20 protein-coding genes are annotated in these 16,646 nt (G+C 37.5%); 14 read left to right on the top strand and 6 right to left on the bottom strand.

Annotation, left to right across the window (positions count from 1 at the left end; genetic code table 11):
• Positions 1-34 precede the first annotated feature (34 nt).
• The 5 genes from OL225_RS05840 to OL225_RS05860 all read right to left on the bottom strand — a co-directional run bounded on the left by OL225_RS05840 (position 35) and on the right by OL225_RS05860 (position 4,209).
• Positions 35-793 (bottom strand): LytR/AlgR family response regulator transcription factor, encoded by a 759-nt coding sequence (locus OL225_RS05840; protein WP_264517608.1) that lies wholly within the window; start codon positions 791-793, stop codon positions 35-37.
• The gene (locus OL225_RS05845; RefSeq protein ID WP_264517609.1) at positions 774-1,787 is read right to left on the bottom strand and encodes a sensor histidine kinase; all 1,014 of its coding nucleotides are present in this window, start codon (positions 1,785-1,787) and stop codon (positions 774-776) included. The genes OL225_RS05840 and OL225_RS05845 overlap by 20 nt, the downstream gene beginning before the upstream one ends.
• A gap of 80 nt (positions 1,788-1,867) precedes the next feature.
• Complete coding sequence (locus OL225_RS05850) at positions 1,868-2,311, bottom strand: cytochrome P460 family protein (RefSeq protein ID WP_264517610.1); 444 nt, start codon at positions 2,309-2,311, stop codon at positions 1,868-1,870.
• Entirely contained in the window at positions 2,308-3,291 is a 984-nt protein-coding gene (locus OL225_RS05855; RefSeq protein WP_264517611.1) for a heme-binding domain-containing protein, read from the bottom strand. Before OL225_RS05855 ends, OL225_RS05850 begins: the two co-directional genes overlap by 4 nt.
• 171 nt (positions 3,292-3,462) lie before the next feature.
• Positions 3,463-4,209 carry an SDR family oxidoreductase gene (locus OL225_RS05860; protein ID WP_264517612.1) on the bottom strand — a complete coding sequence of 249 codons (747 nt, stop codon included), beginning with the start codon at positions 4,207-4,209 and terminating at the stop codon, positions 3,463-3,465.
• A gap of 102 nt (positions 4,210-4,311) precedes the next feature.
• Here OL225_RS05860 and OL225_RS05865 point away from each other — a divergent pair, with 102 nt between their 5' ends.
• Complete coding sequence (locus tag OL225_RS05865) at positions 4,312-4,647, top strand: winged helix-turn-helix transcriptional regulator (RefSeq protein ID WP_047377604.1); 336 nt, start codon at positions 4,312-4,314, stop codon at positions 4,645-4,647.
• Between the two features lie 204 nt (positions 4,648-4,851).
• Here the strand turns inward: OL225_RS05865 and OL225_RS05870 are convergent, their stop codons facing one another.
• A complete protein-coding gene (locus tag OL225_RS05870) occupies positions 4,852-7,071 on the bottom strand; it encodes an NADP-dependent isocitrate dehydrogenase (RefSeq protein WP_264517613.1) in 2,220 nt (739 codons plus the stop codon).
• Positions 7,072-7,373: 302 nt separating this feature from the next.
• On the opposite strand from OL225_RS05870, the gene tpx reads away from it, so the two are divergent.
• From tpx to OL225_RS05935, 13 genes are all read left to right on the top strand, one after another.
• Positions 7,374-7,877 (top strand): thiol peroxidase, encoded by a 504-nt coding sequence (tpx, locus tag OL225_RS05875; protein ID WP_047377602.1) that lies wholly within the window; start codon positions 7,374-7,376, stop codon positions 7,875-7,877.
• A gap of 82 nt (positions 7,878-7,959) precedes the next feature.
• Entirely contained in the window at positions 7,960-8,535 is a 576-nt protein-coding gene (locus OL225_RS05880; protein ID WP_264517614.1) for a Crp/Fnr family transcriptional regulator, read from the top strand.
• Positions 8,536-8,602: 67 nt separating this feature from the next.
• The gene (locus OL225_RS05885) at positions 8,603-9,292 is read left to right on the top strand and encodes an alpha/beta hydrolase (RefSeq protein WP_264517615.1); all 690 of its coding nucleotides are present in this window, start codon (positions 8,603-8,605) and stop codon (positions 9,290-9,292) included.
• An 85-nt stretch (positions 9,293-9,377) separates the two neighbouring features.
• Positions 9,378-9,725, top strand: coding sequence for a VOC family protein (locus OL225_RS05890; protein WP_264517616.1), 348 nt, complete (start codon positions 9,378-9,380; stop codon positions 9,723-9,725).
• 9 nt (positions 9,726-9,734) lie between these two features.
• Positions 9,735-10,139, top strand: a complete 405-nt coding sequence (locus OL225_RS05895) for a glyoxalase superfamily protein (RefSeq protein ID WP_264517617.1) — start codon at positions 9,735-9,737, stop codon at positions 10,137-10,139.
• A gap of 39 nt (positions 10,140-10,178) precedes the next feature.
• The gene (locus tag OL225_RS05900) at positions 10,179-11,012 is read left to right on the top strand and encodes an AraC family transcriptional regulator (protein ID WP_264517618.1); all 834 of its coding nucleotides are present in this window, start codon (positions 10,179-10,181) and stop codon (positions 11,010-11,012) included.
• A gap of 49 nt (positions 11,013-11,061) precedes the next feature.
• Positions 11,062-12,192 carry an FAD-dependent oxidoreductase gene (locus OL225_RS05905; protein ID WP_264517619.1) on the top strand — a complete coding sequence of 377 codons (1,131 nt, stop codon included), beginning with the start codon at positions 11,062-11,064 and terminating at the stop codon, positions 12,190-12,192.
• A 63-nt stretch (positions 12,193-12,255) separates the two neighbouring features.
• Positions 12,256-13,467: a DUF763 domain-containing protein gene (locus OL225_RS05910; protein WP_264517620.1), complete on the top strand. Its 1,212-nt coding sequence runs from the start codon at positions 12,256-12,258 to the stop codon at positions 13,465-13,467.
• A gap of 280 nt (positions 13,468-13,747) precedes the next feature.
• Positions 13,748-14,338 carry a Crp/Fnr family transcriptional regulator gene (locus OL225_RS05915; RefSeq protein ID WP_047377594.1) on the top strand — a complete coding sequence of 197 codons (591 nt, stop codon included), beginning with the start codon at positions 13,748-13,750 and terminating at the stop codon, positions 14,336-14,338.
• A gap of 77 nt (positions 14,339-14,415) precedes the next feature.
• Complete coding sequence (locus tag OL225_RS05920) at positions 14,416-14,823, top strand: VOC family protein (RefSeq protein ID WP_047377593.1); 408 nt, start codon at positions 14,416-14,418, stop codon at positions 14,821-14,823.
• A 97-nt stretch (positions 14,824-14,920) separates the two neighbouring features.
• Positions 14,921-15,331 carry a VOC family protein gene (locus tag OL225_RS05925; RefSeq protein ID WP_047377592.1) on the top strand — a complete coding sequence of 137 codons (411 nt, stop codon included), beginning with the start codon at positions 14,921-14,923 and terminating at the stop codon, positions 15,329-15,331.
• A gap of 27 nt (positions 15,332-15,358) precedes the next feature.
• On the top strand, positions 15,359-15,820 hold the full coding sequence (locus OL225_RS05930) for a hypothetical protein (RefSeq protein WP_264517621.1): 462 nt from the start codon (positions 15,359-15,361) through the stop codon (positions 15,818-15,820).
• Between the two features lie 324 nt (positions 15,821-16,144).
• The gene (locus OL225_RS05935; protein WP_264517622.1) at positions 16,145-16,645 is read left to right on the top strand and encodes a DinB family protein; all 501 of its coding nucleotides are present in this window, start codon (positions 16,145-16,147) and stop codon (positions 16,643-16,645) included.
• Position 16,646 lies beyond the last annotated feature (1 nt).

A 16,646-nucleotide genomic window follows, 5' to 3' on the forward strand; every position in this document is an offset into this window, starting at 1 on the left:
AGAACAGCTCCCAGCCCCAAACTTCCTTACTCATTTACCTGTCTTCCAGCCAAGTAAAGAAACTATGCGTTTTTTCTTTATTAATGAGAAGCTTTTCGGGAGTTTCAATGGTGAGTTTTACCAGTATTTTACGCTGAAAATAATGCTCCATCTCTTTAATGGCTTTAAAATTAACAAGATATTGCCTGTTGACCCTGAAGAATTGTTTATCAGAGACCTGTTCCGCGATTTGTCCCAAAGGCTGACTAAGGGAAAACTGCTCTTTGCCGAAGGTTACCAAATGGGTTATTTCATTATGGATATAGAAATAAGCAATATCATCCGTAGGAATCGTTGTATATTTCTGATTTTTAAAAACCAGAAAACTGCTTTTACCGGAAGGCTGAGCGATTTTTTGTATAATGGATTCTAAATCCGGCAGATCATTCTTCTGAAAGAATTTTTTCAGTTCATCAACTTTTCTCAGAGCTTCAGCAATATCTTCTTTGGAAAATGGTTTTAAAACATAATCAACACCCTTGCTCTTAAAAGCATCCAGCATATACTGATCAAAGGCGGTACAGAAAACCACAGGGCATGTGATGTCTACTGATTTAAAAATCTCAAATGAAAGTCCGTCCGAAAGATGGATATCCATAAAAATAAGATCAGGCTTGAGCTCCTTTAAGCCTTCAATACTTGTTTCGATACTGTCATAAACTCCCAGTATCTTTGAGTCCGGTTTTAAATCTGAAATTAAATTCTGAAGGGATTTTGCGGCCCTGAATTCGTCTTCAATAATGATGATATTCATGAATTAATGGTAGTTTTATCTGAAAGATTTTTTCGTCTGAGTTAATTGTAATTTCCTTTTCCAGTAAGTGTTTGTAACGCATTTTAATATTGTCAAGCCCCACTCCCAGAGAGTCTTCTGTATTTATCTTTCGCTGTATAGGATTTTCAATTACAATTTGAGCGCCAGCGGTATAGATTTTAATATGTAAAGGTTTACTTTGTGAAACAATATTGTGCTTGATGCAGTTCTCCACCAAAAGCTGAAGAGTGAAGGGAGGAATAAGGGTTTGAGCTGATTCCTTTCCAAGCTCGTTGGTAAATTTAATTCCTACTCCAAAACGGGCTTTCTGAAGAAAAAGATAAGAATCTACGATTTTCATTTCTTCCTGTACACTGATGAGGTCCAGTTTTCTGCTTTCGAGAGTAAATCGGTAAAAGTCAGAAAGTTTTACAATGAAATCAACTGTTTCTTCGTCATGCGTTTCTGCCATTAATTTTAATGTATTCAGGCTATTGAAGAGAAAATGTGGATTGATCTGTTGTTTCAATAATTCATACTGAGCCCCAAGATTGTCACTTTTTACCTTTTCCAGTTCAAGCTGTATCTGCTGGCCTGTATAGTTATTTTGAAGCAGTGTCAGAAACATATAGCATACCAGGTTGATTAAAATTCCTCTTACTTCGACCATCAGCATTACCGGACCAAAATTGATATGAGATAAAATAAGCTGCTGAATCCAGGCAAGCGCAAACATAATCACCATTCCGAAAGCCAGTACCACCATCAATCTTGAGTAGGAAATATGCTGTCTGCGTTTTCCAGTACGGTTCAGCATATAAATATTGAGATACCACATGATGACGGAGAAAGCTGCTGTAATCGCTGAATTGACTACTGCTTCTTTCCAGTTGAATGCATGAGAAGCCAGCTGAGGTACAGAAGATAAAACTCCCAGGAAAATAGAGCTTATCCAGATAATGGCTGGTGAGATTTTTATTTTTTGCTGTTGCATGAAATCCGCTGATTTGAAAAAGTTAAATTAATGTTTTTTATTGAAAATATTATGATAAATAGTGAAATCGGAGTTTTTTATTACGGCCTGTTTACAGGTTGGTAGCTCATAAAATATTGTATTCTTTCTTCTTTATCAGGAGAGCTGTTTTGTGGCAGATCATTTTTTAGATCATAAGATATATTTCCAAGATGATCAGCCTGAACAGTTTCAATACTTACCAGTTCTCCGGTGATTGTTCCGCCAATATATTGAGGATTATCATGATACTTCCAGGTTACCAGTTTCATAACAGCACCTGCTTCCGGTGTCTGGCTTTCCTTTGATAAAGATTCCAATGCTTTTTCATTTCCGTATAAAGCGGACATCGTTTCTCTCTTAGGGTTTAAAGAATTGGAAATAAATTTGAGATGACCCGGGTCAAAAACAACCCTTGAAAGCCCATTATTTGTATCATTATTTTCTTTGCTGCAAGCGGTAAGAGAAACCAGGCTTACCAATAAGATCAGAATTGTATTTTTCATTTTTTCTGTAAATTTTGGATTAATCTTTGAGTATTTACTTTCATTGGAACATCAAACAGATACCCTGTTTTCTCTGCCAGCTGTCTGTGGCAGGCAATACATGATTCTTTGGCGAAAGAAGCTGTTTTTCCGGTTGGATGGAGATCATCGCCGGAGAATTTTGCAAATCCCCAACCTTCAGTTTCTTTATATTGTCTGGAATCTTTTACCATAAACTGTGCATTGATAAATTTTCCGGGCCTGATTTCTCCGTTGGATAATTCCTGTTGTTTCCATACAGATTTTACCACAATGCTTCCGTCTGGCCACGGGTGAAAGTTCTCTGTTTCCACAGCTTTTACAGCGATGTCATTTCCATAGATCACACGGATGGAATTGTCAAAAAGAGTACTCATACTGATGACTTTCCAGTTTTTGAAATCAGGGGTGTATTGAACTCCATTGGGGGAAACCGGAAATTTTGTTGATGCCGGAATAGGTACAATGGATGAGGCCTGAGGTGTTTCAATCTTTTTTTGAGCTGATGGGTTTGCTGAGGATAATGAAAGTGTATATTTTTTAATCGTTTCAATATCTCCTGCTGTAATTTTTGCTGCAGGATGCAGAAGAGTGTATTCATGAAGAGGCATTTTTCCACTTTGCATCATATTGAGAATAGCATACATTTTTCCCTGATGTTCAGCCGGAGACAACTTTTCCCATTCTGAGAAATTCAGGACTTCTCTGGCTCTTTTAATATCTTTATTGACAGCCCAGGAAACAGGAGCAATTTTATCATACCAGCTTAGATTCTGCTGATTGGAATGACAGTTGAAACATGAGTTTTCAAGAATACTAATGACTTCCCTCGGTGCTTCAATTTTTCCTGTAACCGGTTTTCCTTCCAAAGGTTGGCTGAATAACTGCAGGCCTCCGAAAACTCCTAGCATAGCCAGAAATATGATGGCAATGGGATTTCTTTTTTTCTTTGTGGTATCCATATGAGTATTGTTTTTATTTTCTGATTCAAAAGTAGGCGGGTAGTGCGTGCTGTGAAACGGAAAACAGGCCGAGTTGGACAAATCAAAAGGTGAATCCGGAATTTTTAACCCTGAAAATACACATGAAAAATCCCGGCAATTGTTTTACCGGGATTCGATGGAATCTATCATTTATAAAGTAATGCCACCATCTATCACAATTTCAGTACCTGTGATAAATCCTGAAAGCTGATTATCTGATAAATAAGTAACCAGTTGAGCGACTTCTTCAGCGGTTCCCATTTTCTTCATTGGAATCTGATCTACAAGCTGGCTGTTGATATTCTTCAATGTCTCTTCATCCAGTCCGGCCTTACTCATGATTTCGGTTTTTATAGGTCCCGGGCTTATCATGTTCACTCTGATTTTTCTTGGAGCTAATTCTGCCGCTGCCGTTTTGGCAATTGAGTTTAATGCTGCCTTGCTTGCCTGATATGCCGAACTGTTGGGCTTGTAGGTAGAAGCAACAATAGAAGATAAAAAGATGACAGAAGCTCCGTCATTCAATAAAGGAATAAATTTGCTTAATGTAAAATAAGCACCTCTGAAATTAATATTCATCACCTGATCAAAATTTTCTACATCCATATTTTCAATAGGTGTCAGAGTTCCTGTAATGCCTGCATTAATAAACAGAATATCTGCTTTACCAAATTTTTCCTCTACTTGTTTCTTCAACAGATCTATGTCTTCAAGATTAGCCTGATCTGCAATGAACGGAACAGCACCGATTTCCTGAGCTGCCTTTTCCACCACCTCTTTTCGTCTTCCGGTAATAATTACGGTTGCTCCTTCTGAAATAAGTTCTTTTGCTGCAGCGAATCCTATTCCGCTGTTTCCTCCTGTTACGATAGCCAGTTTGTTACTGAATTTTTTCATTGTAAAATTTTTTTGACAAAGTTATTTCAAAATGGTATACTTTTGTAATCAGTATCACAGAGTATACCAATATCATGAATGATATCACTTAACTTTGCAACTATGGAAAGAGATCAGACAGAAGAACTTAGAGCCCTGCAGGACACGCTTTATTTTATCGGAGGGAAATGGCGGATTCCGGTGATTAACTCACTTTGTAATGGTAACAGACGCTTCAGGGAAATTGAACGCAGTATTCCCGGGATTACTACCAGAATGCTTTCAAAAGAACTGAAAGACATGGAGCTGAATAAACTCTTAAAACGTACCGTTTACCCGGAAACTCCTGTTTTAATAGAATATGAACCCACAGAATACTGCAGAACCTTTGGAAACATCATTCAGGAGATGATTAATTGGGGAAGAGAACATAGGAGAGTGATTGTGGAGGATAGGTAGCAGATAGAAGGTGTTAGGTTGCAGGGTAGGGATTAGGGATTAGGGATTAGGGATTAGGGATGTGCCGACCTTGATGAGTAAATATGTACTTAGTATTCCCCTCCCTTGGAGGGATGGCAAAAATTCAAAGAATTTTTGACGGGGTGGTTAAACAAAAAAAGCCCCTTTAAAAAAGGAGCTTTTAATCTATATCAAAACGAACAATTAAATTCCGTCAATGATTTCATTTAAAACTGTGCTAGGTCTCATTGCTGCATACGTTTTATATGTATCAGTTTTGTAGTATCCTTCAATGTTCTGAGGTTTACCCTGAGCACCAATTAATTCAGCATTGATTACTTCTTCGTTTTCCTGCATTGCCTGAGCAACAGGAGCAAACTGAGCAGCCAATTCAGCATCAGCAGTCTGGTTAGCTAACGCTTCAGCCCAATACATTGCTAAATAGAAGTGAGAACCTCTGTTGTCAATCTGACCTACTTTTCTTGCAGGAGACTTGTCTGTTGCTAAGAATTTAGCATTTGCTTCATCCAGTGCATCAGCTAAAATCTGAGATTTTGTATTTCCCTGAGTTTGTGCCAGGTGCTCTAAAGAAGCCTGAAGTGCTAAGAATTCACCAAGAGAATCCCATCTTAAATATCCTTCCTCTAAGAACTGCTCAACGTGTTTTGGAGCAGAACCTCCGGCACCTGTTTCAAATAAACCACCACCATTCATTAATGGAACAATAGAAAGCATTTTTGCAGAAGTACCAAGCTCAAGGATTGGGAAAAGGTCTGTTAAATAATCTCTTAATACGTTTCCTGAAACAGAGATGGTGTCTTTTCCTTCTCTTGCTCTCTTAAGTGTTTCAGTCATTGCATCTTTTACATCAAGGATTCTGATGTCAAGACCTGTTGTATCATGATCAGCAAGATATTTTTCTACTTTCTTGATAATTTCTCTGTCGTGAGCTCTTCCTTTGTCTAACCAGAAGATGGCCGGAGTATCAGATAATCTTGATCTGTTTACCGCTAGTTTTACCCAGTCCTGGATAGGAGCATCTTTAGTCTGGCACATTCTGAAGATATCATCTTTTTCAACTTTCTGAGAAAGAAGAACATTTCCTGCTTCATCCTGAACTTCTACAGTTCCGTCAGCAGATAACTGGAAAGTTTTGTCGTGAGAACCATATTCTTCAGCTTTCTGAGCCATTAATCCAACGTTTGGAACAGATCCCATTGTTGTAGGATCTAATTTTCCGTGCGCTTTCATATCGTCAATTACAGACTGATAGAAACCTGCATAAGAACGGTCTGGAATAATACAAACTGTATCTTCTTCGTTTCCGTCTTTGTTCCACATTTTACCTCCACCTCTTACAAGAGCAGCCATAGAGGCATCAACGATGATGTCAGAAGGTACGTGGAAGTTAGTAATTCCTTTGTCAGAATTTACCATTGCCACTCTAGGTCCGTTTGTCAAAGCAGTTTCGATATCAGCTTTGATGTCAGCTTCCTGAGCATTTCCTTTGATTTTATCGAAAAGATCAGCAAGACCATTATTAGGATTGATGTCTAAAGACTTGAAAGTCTCAGCATATTTAGTGAATACTTCTTTGAAGAAAGTCTCAACGATAGCCCCGAAAATAATTGGGTCAGAGATTTTCATCATGGTTGCTTTAAGGTGGGCAGAAAGAAGTACATTTCTTTTCTTAGCTTCCTCAATAGCCTCCTGAACGAATGCTTTTAATGCATTTAAGTTCATTACAGAAGAATCAATGACTTCACCAGCCTGAAGACCTGCGAAGTCTTTTAATACAGATTCAGAACCATCGTTTCCTTTGAATACGATTCTGTATTTTGTTGCATTTTCTAATGTGGTAGAATTTTCTGTACCGTAGAAATCACCATTGCTCATGTGAGCTACGTCAGTTTTGCTGTCAGACGCCCAGTCACCCATTCTGTGAGGGTTGGCTTTTGCATAGTTTTTAACAGCTTTTGGAGCACGTCTGTCAGAGTTTCCTTCTCTTAATACAGGGTTTACAGCACTTCCTAATACTTTCGCATATTTAGCTTTGATTGCTTTTTCTTCGTCATTTTTAGGCTCTGCAGGATAGTTTGGAACCGCGAAACCTTTACCTTGCAGTTCAGCAATAGCTGCATCCAATTGAGGTACAGAAGCAGAAATGTTAGGTAACTTAATGATATTAGCGTCAGGTTGAGTCGCCAATTCTCCTAGTTGAGCCAGAGCATCACTGATTTTTTGGTCGTCTTTTAAAAACTCAGGGAAGTTTGCTAGAATTCTTCCTGCCAAAGAAATATCTGGAACCGCGATTTCGATATTTGCTGATTTAGTAAAAGCTTTTACAATAGGTAAAAACGAGTGAGTAGCCAGCATTGGAGCTTCATCAGTAAGTGTGTAATAGATTTTTGATTTTTCTGACATTATACTGTAATTTTTTATTTGAAATTTTAAGTCCCACAAATTTAGTAAATATCATTGTTTTATTTGAGATATTTCCATAAAAAAAAGAGGCTTTTGACTCTTTAACTTTATATCTGTGTAATTGTATAGTTCCAGGTTGCATCATTATTTTTTTTCAGGCTGCAGACTTATAAGGAATTATATTTTAAGTCTGATTATCAGATGGGTGGTTTTTATTTTTACTTTAAGATTAATTTAACCATAATAAGACTGGAAAAATTTTCTTTTTTGATTAAATTTGAAAAACTAAAAAAATAAATATTATGTCAACGACAATCACTTTAAAAGGAAACGAAGTACACACAATAGGAACATTGCCATCTGTAGGAACCACTGTAAAAGACTTTGCTTTGGTAGACTCAGGATTAGCGGTAAAAACTCTTGAAACTTTTGCAGGAAAGAAAAAAGTATTCAATATTTTCCCAAGCATTGATACACCTACTTGTGCTGCTTCTTCCAGAAAATTCAATGAAGAGGCTTCAAAACTTGACAATACAGTGGTAATCAACGTTTCTAAAGACCTTCCATTCGCATTAGGAAGATTCTGTGCTGCTGAAGGTTTGAATAACGTAGAAACACTTTCAGATTTCAGAAGCAGCTTCGGAGATGATTATGAAGTGACTATTGCAGACTCTCCTTTGAAAGGACTATTGAGCCGTGCCGTGATCGTTACAGACGAAAACAATAAAGTAGTATATACTGAGCAGGTTCCTGAAATTGCTGATGAGCCTAATTATGATGCTGCTCTTGCTGCATTGAACAAATAATATAAATAATTTTTGTAGAAAAGCCTTGTGAATCATTTTGCAAGGCTTTTTTTGAATATAAAATCTAATCAAATCACACCAAATGACGTCAAATAATTATAAGAAATATGGAGAACTTTTCCAGGTAGACTCGGATCATTTTGAAGAGTTCTATGCTTTACTTCATGATACCAAGCTATTAAAATCTGATTTTTTTCTCAAGCAGGGAGAAAAATGCAAATATTTGGGCTTTATCAAAAAAGGTACTATCAGGTCTTTCTATATCAATGATCAGGGCCGCGAAATCAATTTTGGATTCTATTTTGAAAATGAATTTTTTACAGATTACGAAAGCATTCTGTGTGATACCGTATCCAATATGAACATCCAGGCGTTGGAAAACTGTGAAATTCTACTGCTGAGTAAAGATCATCTCCAGGATTTATATAAAAGAGAAGCATACTGGCAGCAATTCGGGAGAGTGATGAGTGAAAAAATTTATCTTGATGCCAAAAAACGGATTGATGATCTGTTGTGCTTTTCTCCAGAAAAAAGATATCTCAATCTTGTCAAAAAACAGCCTGCACTCTTTCAGAAAATAGCCCAGAAACACATTGCCAGTTACCTCGGCGTAACAGAGCAGTCACTCAGCCGAATAAGAAGCCGCATCGTTAATTAACTTAAGTTAACGTCCACTGATATTTTAAACCGTAGCTTTATCATCATCAAATTTTAACACAATCATTATGGAACAAAGAGATTTAACCATTATTTTGGTACACGGAGCATGGGGAGACGGATCACACTGGCAATACGTTATTCCTTCACTTACAAAAGCAGGATATAAAGTAAGAAGTGTTCAGAATCCATTAACATCACTTCAGGACGATATTAATAAGACTAAAGATCTTATTGATGCCCAGGAAGGGAAAGTACTTTTAGTAGGACATTCTTATGGAGGAGCTGTTATTTCAGGAGCCGGGCATCATGATAAAGTAGCCGGACTGGTTTATATTGCTGCTTTTGCACCTGATGCAGGAGACAGCCTTGGATCTCTGTTAGGAAGAAGAGAATCGCCGGGTGGAGCGAGTATTTATCCTGATAACAAAGGTTTTTTATGGATCAAATACGATGAATTTAAATCTGCTTTCTGTCAGGATTTGGATGATGAAAAAGCATTGGTGATGTCCTTATCACAAAAGCCAATTCACGGTCAGTGTTTTGGGGATGTAGCGGGAGAACCTGCCTGGAAAACCCGCCCAAGTTGGTATCAGATCTCATTGCAGGACCGTATGATCCCTGCAGAAACAGAAAAAGAAATGGCGGAACGTCTTGAGCCTAAGAAAATAATCTCTTTGGATGCGGGACATGCTTCATTGGCATCACATCCTGAAGAAGTTACCCAGCTGATTTTAGAAGCAGCTGCTTCCGTTTAATAAAAGATACAACACAATAATTGATTAAGCCTTGTGAAATTTTACGTAATTTCACAAGGCTTTTTTAATGAAAAACTAGTACAAAATGGTAAAAAGAATCGTAGCAAATATTAAAACGAATGATCTTTCCAGAGCCAATCAGTTTTATCAGGATATTCTTGAGCTGGATGTTTTGATGGATCATGGCTGGATCAAAACGCTGGGGAATGATGAAGAAGCAAAAGTTCAGATCAGCTTTGCTGAACAGGGAGGAAACGATACGGAAGTTCCCGATCTTTCCATTGAAGTAGATAATGTGGATGAAGTTTACAACAAAATGAAACATGCCGGTTTTGAAATCACTTACGAACTTACCAATGAAGACTGGGGTGTCCGAAGGTTTTTCGTTAAAGATCCTTTTCAGAAACTGATCAATATACTGTCTCACCAATAAAAATTTACTATGAAAGCAGAACGTATTATTCCTATACTAAGAATCTTCGATTATCAGAAAACAAAAGAATTTTATGTAGACTGGCTGGGATTTGAGATCGTCTGGGAACATTATTTTGATGAGAATACCCCTGTTTATATGGAAGTGAAAAGAGAAAATATCATTTTCCATTTAAGCGAACACCATGGAGACGGGACGCCAGGAACAAGGGTTTCAGTCTGGGGAGAAGGCGTTCCTGAATATCACAAAGAACTGATCGACAAAAAATACAAATACAACCGTCCCGGACTTGAAAAAACGTTTTACGGAGCCGTATCTTTTACCGTAATTGATCCTTTTGGGAATAAAATTACCTTTGAAGAAGAATATAATGAAGAAAAGCATAAAGATCTGAAGCTTTATTCTCACGATTGATTCTGCACGAACAGCATAAAAAATAGTCATTATTACACTATGTTTTCCAATATACATCAGGAGTTTGAAGCCCCGGAAGAATTAAAGGATACCATTAAATGCTTCTGGTATAACAGAAGAGATTATGGAGAAAACGTGTCCGAATTTTCAGTACTTCCGGATGGTTATGCCGAAATCATCTTTCATTTTGGGAGTAGATGCAGTATTTCTCATCAGGGAATTCTACAGGCTTTGCCTTCTCCTTTTATCATGGGGTTGCTCAATCAGCCTGCTCTCTTTCATGCTCAGAATCAGCTGGAAATTATCGGGATAAGATGTTTTCCATGGGCTGTTTTTGACTTATTGGGGCTTTCATCAGAAAAAACAGAAAACGGAGTTCATACTTTTGAACATCCTGTTGCAACGCTTCAAACCGGATTGAATGATCTCATCAGTCAGAAGAAAATAGAGGAAGCTATTGTACTGGTAGAACAGTATTTTTTGAAATTACACAAGCACATTACAGTAAACAGTCTCCTTTTCAAAGCAGGAGCTGCCATGAGAAAAAATAATGGAGCAATTCCTGTAAATCAGATAGCTGATTCTGCTCATACAACAGTTCGGACACTGGAAAGAAAGTTTAAACAATCTTCTGGTCATACCGTAAAAGATGTCTCCGGAATTATGCGTTTTGAACAGATAAGAAACCGTCTGTGGCATGCTCCGGAAGCTTCTATTGCTGAACTTGCCCAGGAATTCGGATATGCAGACCAATCCCATTTAAGCAGAGAATTTAAACGCTACAGCGGTACAACACCTGCTGTTTTCGCACGGGAAGCAAGAAAAAGAAAGCAAATCTTAAGCAATGATTTTGTCGCATTTGTACAAGCATGATACAACTACATTCTGGAATTTTGTACCATAATAAATACATTAAAAAATTATGGTACTGAATCATAAAAGAGTCGCTATCATTGGCGCAGGACCTGTAGGTTTAACCATGGCTGTTTTATTACAGCAGAAAGATGTTGAAGTAAATATCTATGAAAGAGATGTGAATGCACAGACAAGAGTCTGGGGCGGAACCTTGGATCTTCATAAAGAATCAGGACAGAAAGCCATGAAAAAAGCAGGTTTACTTGATAAATACTACGAGATGGCACGGCCTATGGGGATCAAAATCGCTGATGAACATTGCAATATTTTATTTACAAAGGAAATCACCCCCGAAAATCAATATGACAATCCTGAAATCAACAGAAATCATCTGAGAGAAATGCTTCTTGGCAGTCTGGCAGATGATACGGTAATCTGGGATATGAATTTTACCGGAATGGAAGAAAATGACGGTAAGTGGCTGCTTCATTTTAAAGACAAATCTGATGTGACCGCCGATCTCGTTATTGGTGCCAACGGAGGTATGTCCAGAGTAAGAAAGTACGTGACGGATGCAGAAGTAGAAGAAACCGGAACTTTTATCATTCAGGGAGATATTCCGCAGCCTGAAAAAATATGTCCTGAATTTTTTGAATGGTGTGAAGATAAAAGACCAATGGCAGCTTTTGAAGGTAATTTATTGGTAGCCAATCCATTTAATAACGGTGCTTTGAGTTATGGAGTTATATTCAAAAAGCCTGAAGAATGGGAAGATGGATGTACATTAGATTTTAAGAATACAGAACAGGTCCGTCAGTTTCTTTCCGAAAAATTTTCTTCATGGAATGAATTGTATCAGCAGTTATTCCTGTCAACTTCTTTTTTTGTAGGGCTGCCAACAAGGAGAATTCCATTAGACAAACCTTGGAAAAGCAATCGTAATTTACCCGTTACACTGATTGGTGATGCAGCACATCTTATGCCTCCTTTTGCCGGAAAGGGTGTAAATACCGGATTATTGGATGCTTTAATTTTATCAGAAAATCTGACAGAAGGAAAATACCAAACGATATCCGAAGCCGTTAATGCTTACGAAAAAGAAATGTTTATCTACGCCAAAGAAGCTCAGCTCGAATCCAGTAAAAATGAACTGGAAATGCGGGATTTCAAATTCTCTTTTACAAGCCTTTTCCAATAATTAATGATCCGGATCATTAAATAGTAAGATGAATAAAACTTACCTTTACACTTTAAAAACAGAATGAAACGTTCAGGAACCGCAGATCTACCCCTTCACTATGGCAAAGTACCTCCATGGCTGTATGAACGTATGTCTGTACTGGGCCTTTCCATCATTGAAGTCATTCTCATGGATTATGGTAAAGATGAGGTAGTGCGCCGATTGGCAGATCCATTCTGGTTTCAGAGTTTTGGAGCGGTGATGGGAATGGACTGGCATTCTTCAGGAATTACCACTTCTGTCATGGGAGCTTTGAAACGTTCTATTAATCCTAATTCCCAATCTTTGGGACTTTATATCTGTGGCGGAAAGGGGAAATTTTCACGCGAAACTCCATCAGAACTGATCAGAATTGCAGATAAAACCGGACTCAACGGAACGGATCTTGTGAGAGCCAGTAAACTTTCTGCAAAAGTAGACAATACAGCCATTCAGGATGGATATCAGCTGTATCTGCACAATTTTATTCTTTCAGACAACGGAAACTGGAGTGTTATCCAGCAGGGAATGCATGAATCCGACGGAACAGCGAGAAGATATCACTGGCACTCGGAAAATATCACCTCATTTGTAGAAAAACCGCACACAGGAATCAATGGAATTTCAAGAGGGCAGATTCTTAATCTTACTGATACCGAAGCTTCAGAAAACAGAAAGGGAATTCTCGATATTTCCCATACCGATTCAGCAGAAGTGATGAAAGATTTTGCAAGATTGATTCTTCCTGCCCATCATGATGTTCAGGCTTCTGATGTTGATCTGAAGCGTCTGGGAGCACTTCTGTATGTTACCAGAGAACAGCAGCCTCAGAATTTTGAAGACTTGCTGATGCTGGAAGGAGTAGGACCAAGAACCATGCAGTCATTGGCTTTGGTAAGTGAAGTGATTCACGGAGCACCGTCAAGATTTGCTGATCCGGCAAGGTTTTCCTTTGCTCATGGAGGTAAAGATGGACATCCTTTCCCTGTTCCTATCAATACCTATGACGAAAGTATCAGCATTCTCAGAAAAGGAATTGAAAAGTCCAAACTGGGAAATTCTGATAAGCTGAACTCTTTAAATAAGCTTCACCAGATCGTAACAGAAGCAGAAAAAGACTTCACTCCGGATTTTGATATCCAGCAGGTAATTGAAGAAGAAAGACAAAATTCCTGGCGCTTTGGCGGAAAAACAGTTTTTGGAGATGCCGAGAAGCCAAGTTCTCAGAAATCGATACAGCTTTCTCTGTTCTAAGCTTACTATTTTTTTAAGATTCGACAGTTCTATTAATGTCAGATAAATGTTTTACTATACCCATCCTTTGGAAGGGTTTCAAAAATCCAGAGAATTTTTAACGAGGTGGTAAGAGATAGTGTATTTTAAATAGCTGTTTAAAAATTATTGGTTTTAGAAGTAGCTTTTATTTCAGTGTAATAGATGCTTTTTTATAAAAATATTAAACTCTTTGTTTAATATTTCTTGCTCTTAATTCAATTAAAAATTTTAATTTTAAAGACTTAAAAAATTGACACCAATGACCAATAAAGCCTTAGAAACCTGCTATGATTTCCCATTCTTCTTCCCTGAAGAGCTTGCTGAAATCTTTCAGGCTCATGAAAAAACGTCATTTCAGAAAGGTGATTTTATTCTTGAAGAAGGAAAAACAGCCAATGAATATTATATTCTTGAAAGCGGATTGGCGCGTTCCTATGTCAATGATTTCAACGGAAATGAAGTAACCACTCATTTTTTTGTAGAGAATGAAGTGATTATTGAGGTTTTGTCAATGTTTCAAAGAGTTCCGTCTCAGGAAAATATCGTTTGTATTACAGATTGTGACTGCTGGAGGCTTGATTATGACACGTTCCAGGAATTGTTCCATAAAATCCCAAATCTCAGGGAATGGGGAAGATCATGGATGTCTCAGGAGCTTTTTGCTTACAAACAACGCTCCGTAGAAATGTTCACGCTGTCAGCAACCAGAAGATACCTTAATCTGCTGGAACAAAAATCTAAAGTCATACAATTTGCACCATTGAAGCAGATTGCTTCCTATCTGGGAGTTACAGACACTTCTTTAAGCCGTATTCGCAAAGAAATAGTTTCCCATCCTAAGAAAAATTAAATCTTGCCTTATGACAAGTAGATTTTCATTGCACCTCGGTAATTTTGGATTACAGTTTAACACTAAAATTACAAAAAATGAAAGTCAATCAAATTTATGTGAACCTTCCTGTAAAAGATGTACAGAAAACAAAAGAATTCTGGACCAAGGTAGGTTTTTCGATTAACGAACAATTCTCTGATGATAAAGCAGCCTGCGTTGCTTTGAATGATATGATCTACGTAATGTTTCTGCAGGAAGATTATTTTATGACCTTCACCAATAAACCTGTTGCTAAAGAAAATACCAGTCAGGTTCTTGTAGCAGTAGGTTTGAATAGTCGTGAAGAAGTAGATAAAATAGTGAATACCGCTGTAGAAAACGGAGCGCGGCAGCATGAAGAACCTCAGGATTACGGCTGGATGTATCAGAATTCTTTCTGGGATCTGGACGGACACGGCTGGAATATCACTTTTGCCGATATGTCTCAAATGCCGGCAGAATAATTTAAATCCAAGTAAAAATTAAATCTTGTCCTATGACAAGCACATTCTTACCATATCCTGGTAATTTTGGATAACAATCACCACTAAATTTTACAAAATGAATATTACTGATATTTACGTCAATTTACCCGTAAAAGACGTACAAAAAACCAGAGAATTCTGGACGAAGCTTGGCTTTTCTATCAATGAACAGTTTTCAGATGAGAAGGCAATATGTGTAGTAATGAAAGAAAATCATATCTATACAATGTTTCTTAAAGAAGAGTTCTTCCAAACTTTTACCAACAGACCTTTTGCCAAAGGAGATACTACGCAGGTGCTTCTTGCCATTGGCGTAAACAGCCGGGATGAAGTAGATGGTATGGTAAAAACAGCTATTGAAAACGGAGGTTCAAAATACAGTGATCCCGTAGATTATGGATGGATGTATCAAAGCAGTTTTGCAGATATCAACGGCCATCAGTGGGAAGTAATGCATGGAGACGTCTCTCAGATGCCTGCTCAATAATCGTTAACACCATAAAATATACATCAAATGGAAACGAAGTCTAATGATATAGAAATCATCAAAAATCAGATAACCAGTAACTATTATGTGATTACTTTGAATATAGACGGCATTACCCACGAAGAATCTATGATTTTTCCTAATGGTGAAGCCAATTGTATGAACTGGATTCTTGGACATTTGATCTACATCAGAAATCCTTTACTGAATATTTTAGGAGAAGAATCTGTCTGGGACAGTGAAAAGTTTTCTTTTTATAACAGAGGAGAAATTCCTTTGGACCGGAAAGATGAATTGGTCAGCTTTGAAGATTTAAAATCCTATCTGAAACAATCTCAGGATAAACTGGAAGCGAAACTCGGGACTCTTGACAGCTTTAAATCTGAAATGGTAAATGATATTTCAACGCTGAGCCTTCATGAAATTTATCACAGCGGGCAGCTAGGTTACCTCCGCAGGATTTTAGGAAAACCGGGCGCCATAAAATAAAAGGTTATTTTTAGATTTCTCACATTGTAAGAAATGCGAAAAACAGAGTAAGCAAAATAATTACCTGTAATCAATCTGCACAATCTCCGAAATCTGCGAGAAAACCTAAAATTTAGATTCCTCACTTTGTTCTGACAAGTGTTCGGTTTAAATATCGGTATTATCTTTTACATGAGTACAATTTTATCGAAGATAAAAACCCTCGCGCCTTAAAAAGCATATAGTTTGTAAAAACTTAGCGCCTTTACGTTTCTCTAACATTCTAACCTTTAATTTCTAACTTCTAATCTTTAAAATAAAATGGACACACCAAAATCAAAAAAAATGGAACTCGTTATTCCTGCTTACAGAATGCATTCCCAAAGCTTTATGAATGTATTAGACGGCATTTCGGAAGAAGACGCGTTGAAAAGAATTGAAAATAAAACCAATCATATTGTGTGGATGGCAGGAAACTTTGTCAACATGCGTTATGGCCTTGGATGGGTACTTGGGGTACAGGAAGAAGACCCTTACAGTGACTTGTTTTTCCAGGGAAAAGCATTGGATGAAAGCTTTAAATATCCAACTTTAGTTGAACTAAAAGAAAACTTTCATAAAATTTCCTCTAAAGTATTCCAAAGACTTCATGAAGTAACTGATGAAGAACTGGATGAAATATTTGAGATAGGAATGAATATTCCTTTCATTAAAGAAACAAAACTCAATTTTGTAGGAATGTGTATTGGCCGCGAAGATTATCTCTGCGGACAGATAGGCCTGATGCGCAGAATTCTGAACTATCCGGGAATGAAATACGATGTGGACGAAAATCTTAAATATTAAT

Origin of the sequence: Chryseobacterium viscerum (assembly GCF_025949665.1) — a bacterium.
Taxonomy (GTDB): Bacteria; Bacteroidota; Bacteroidia; order Flavobacteriales; family Weeksellaceae; genus Chryseobacterium; species Chryseobacterium viscerum_A.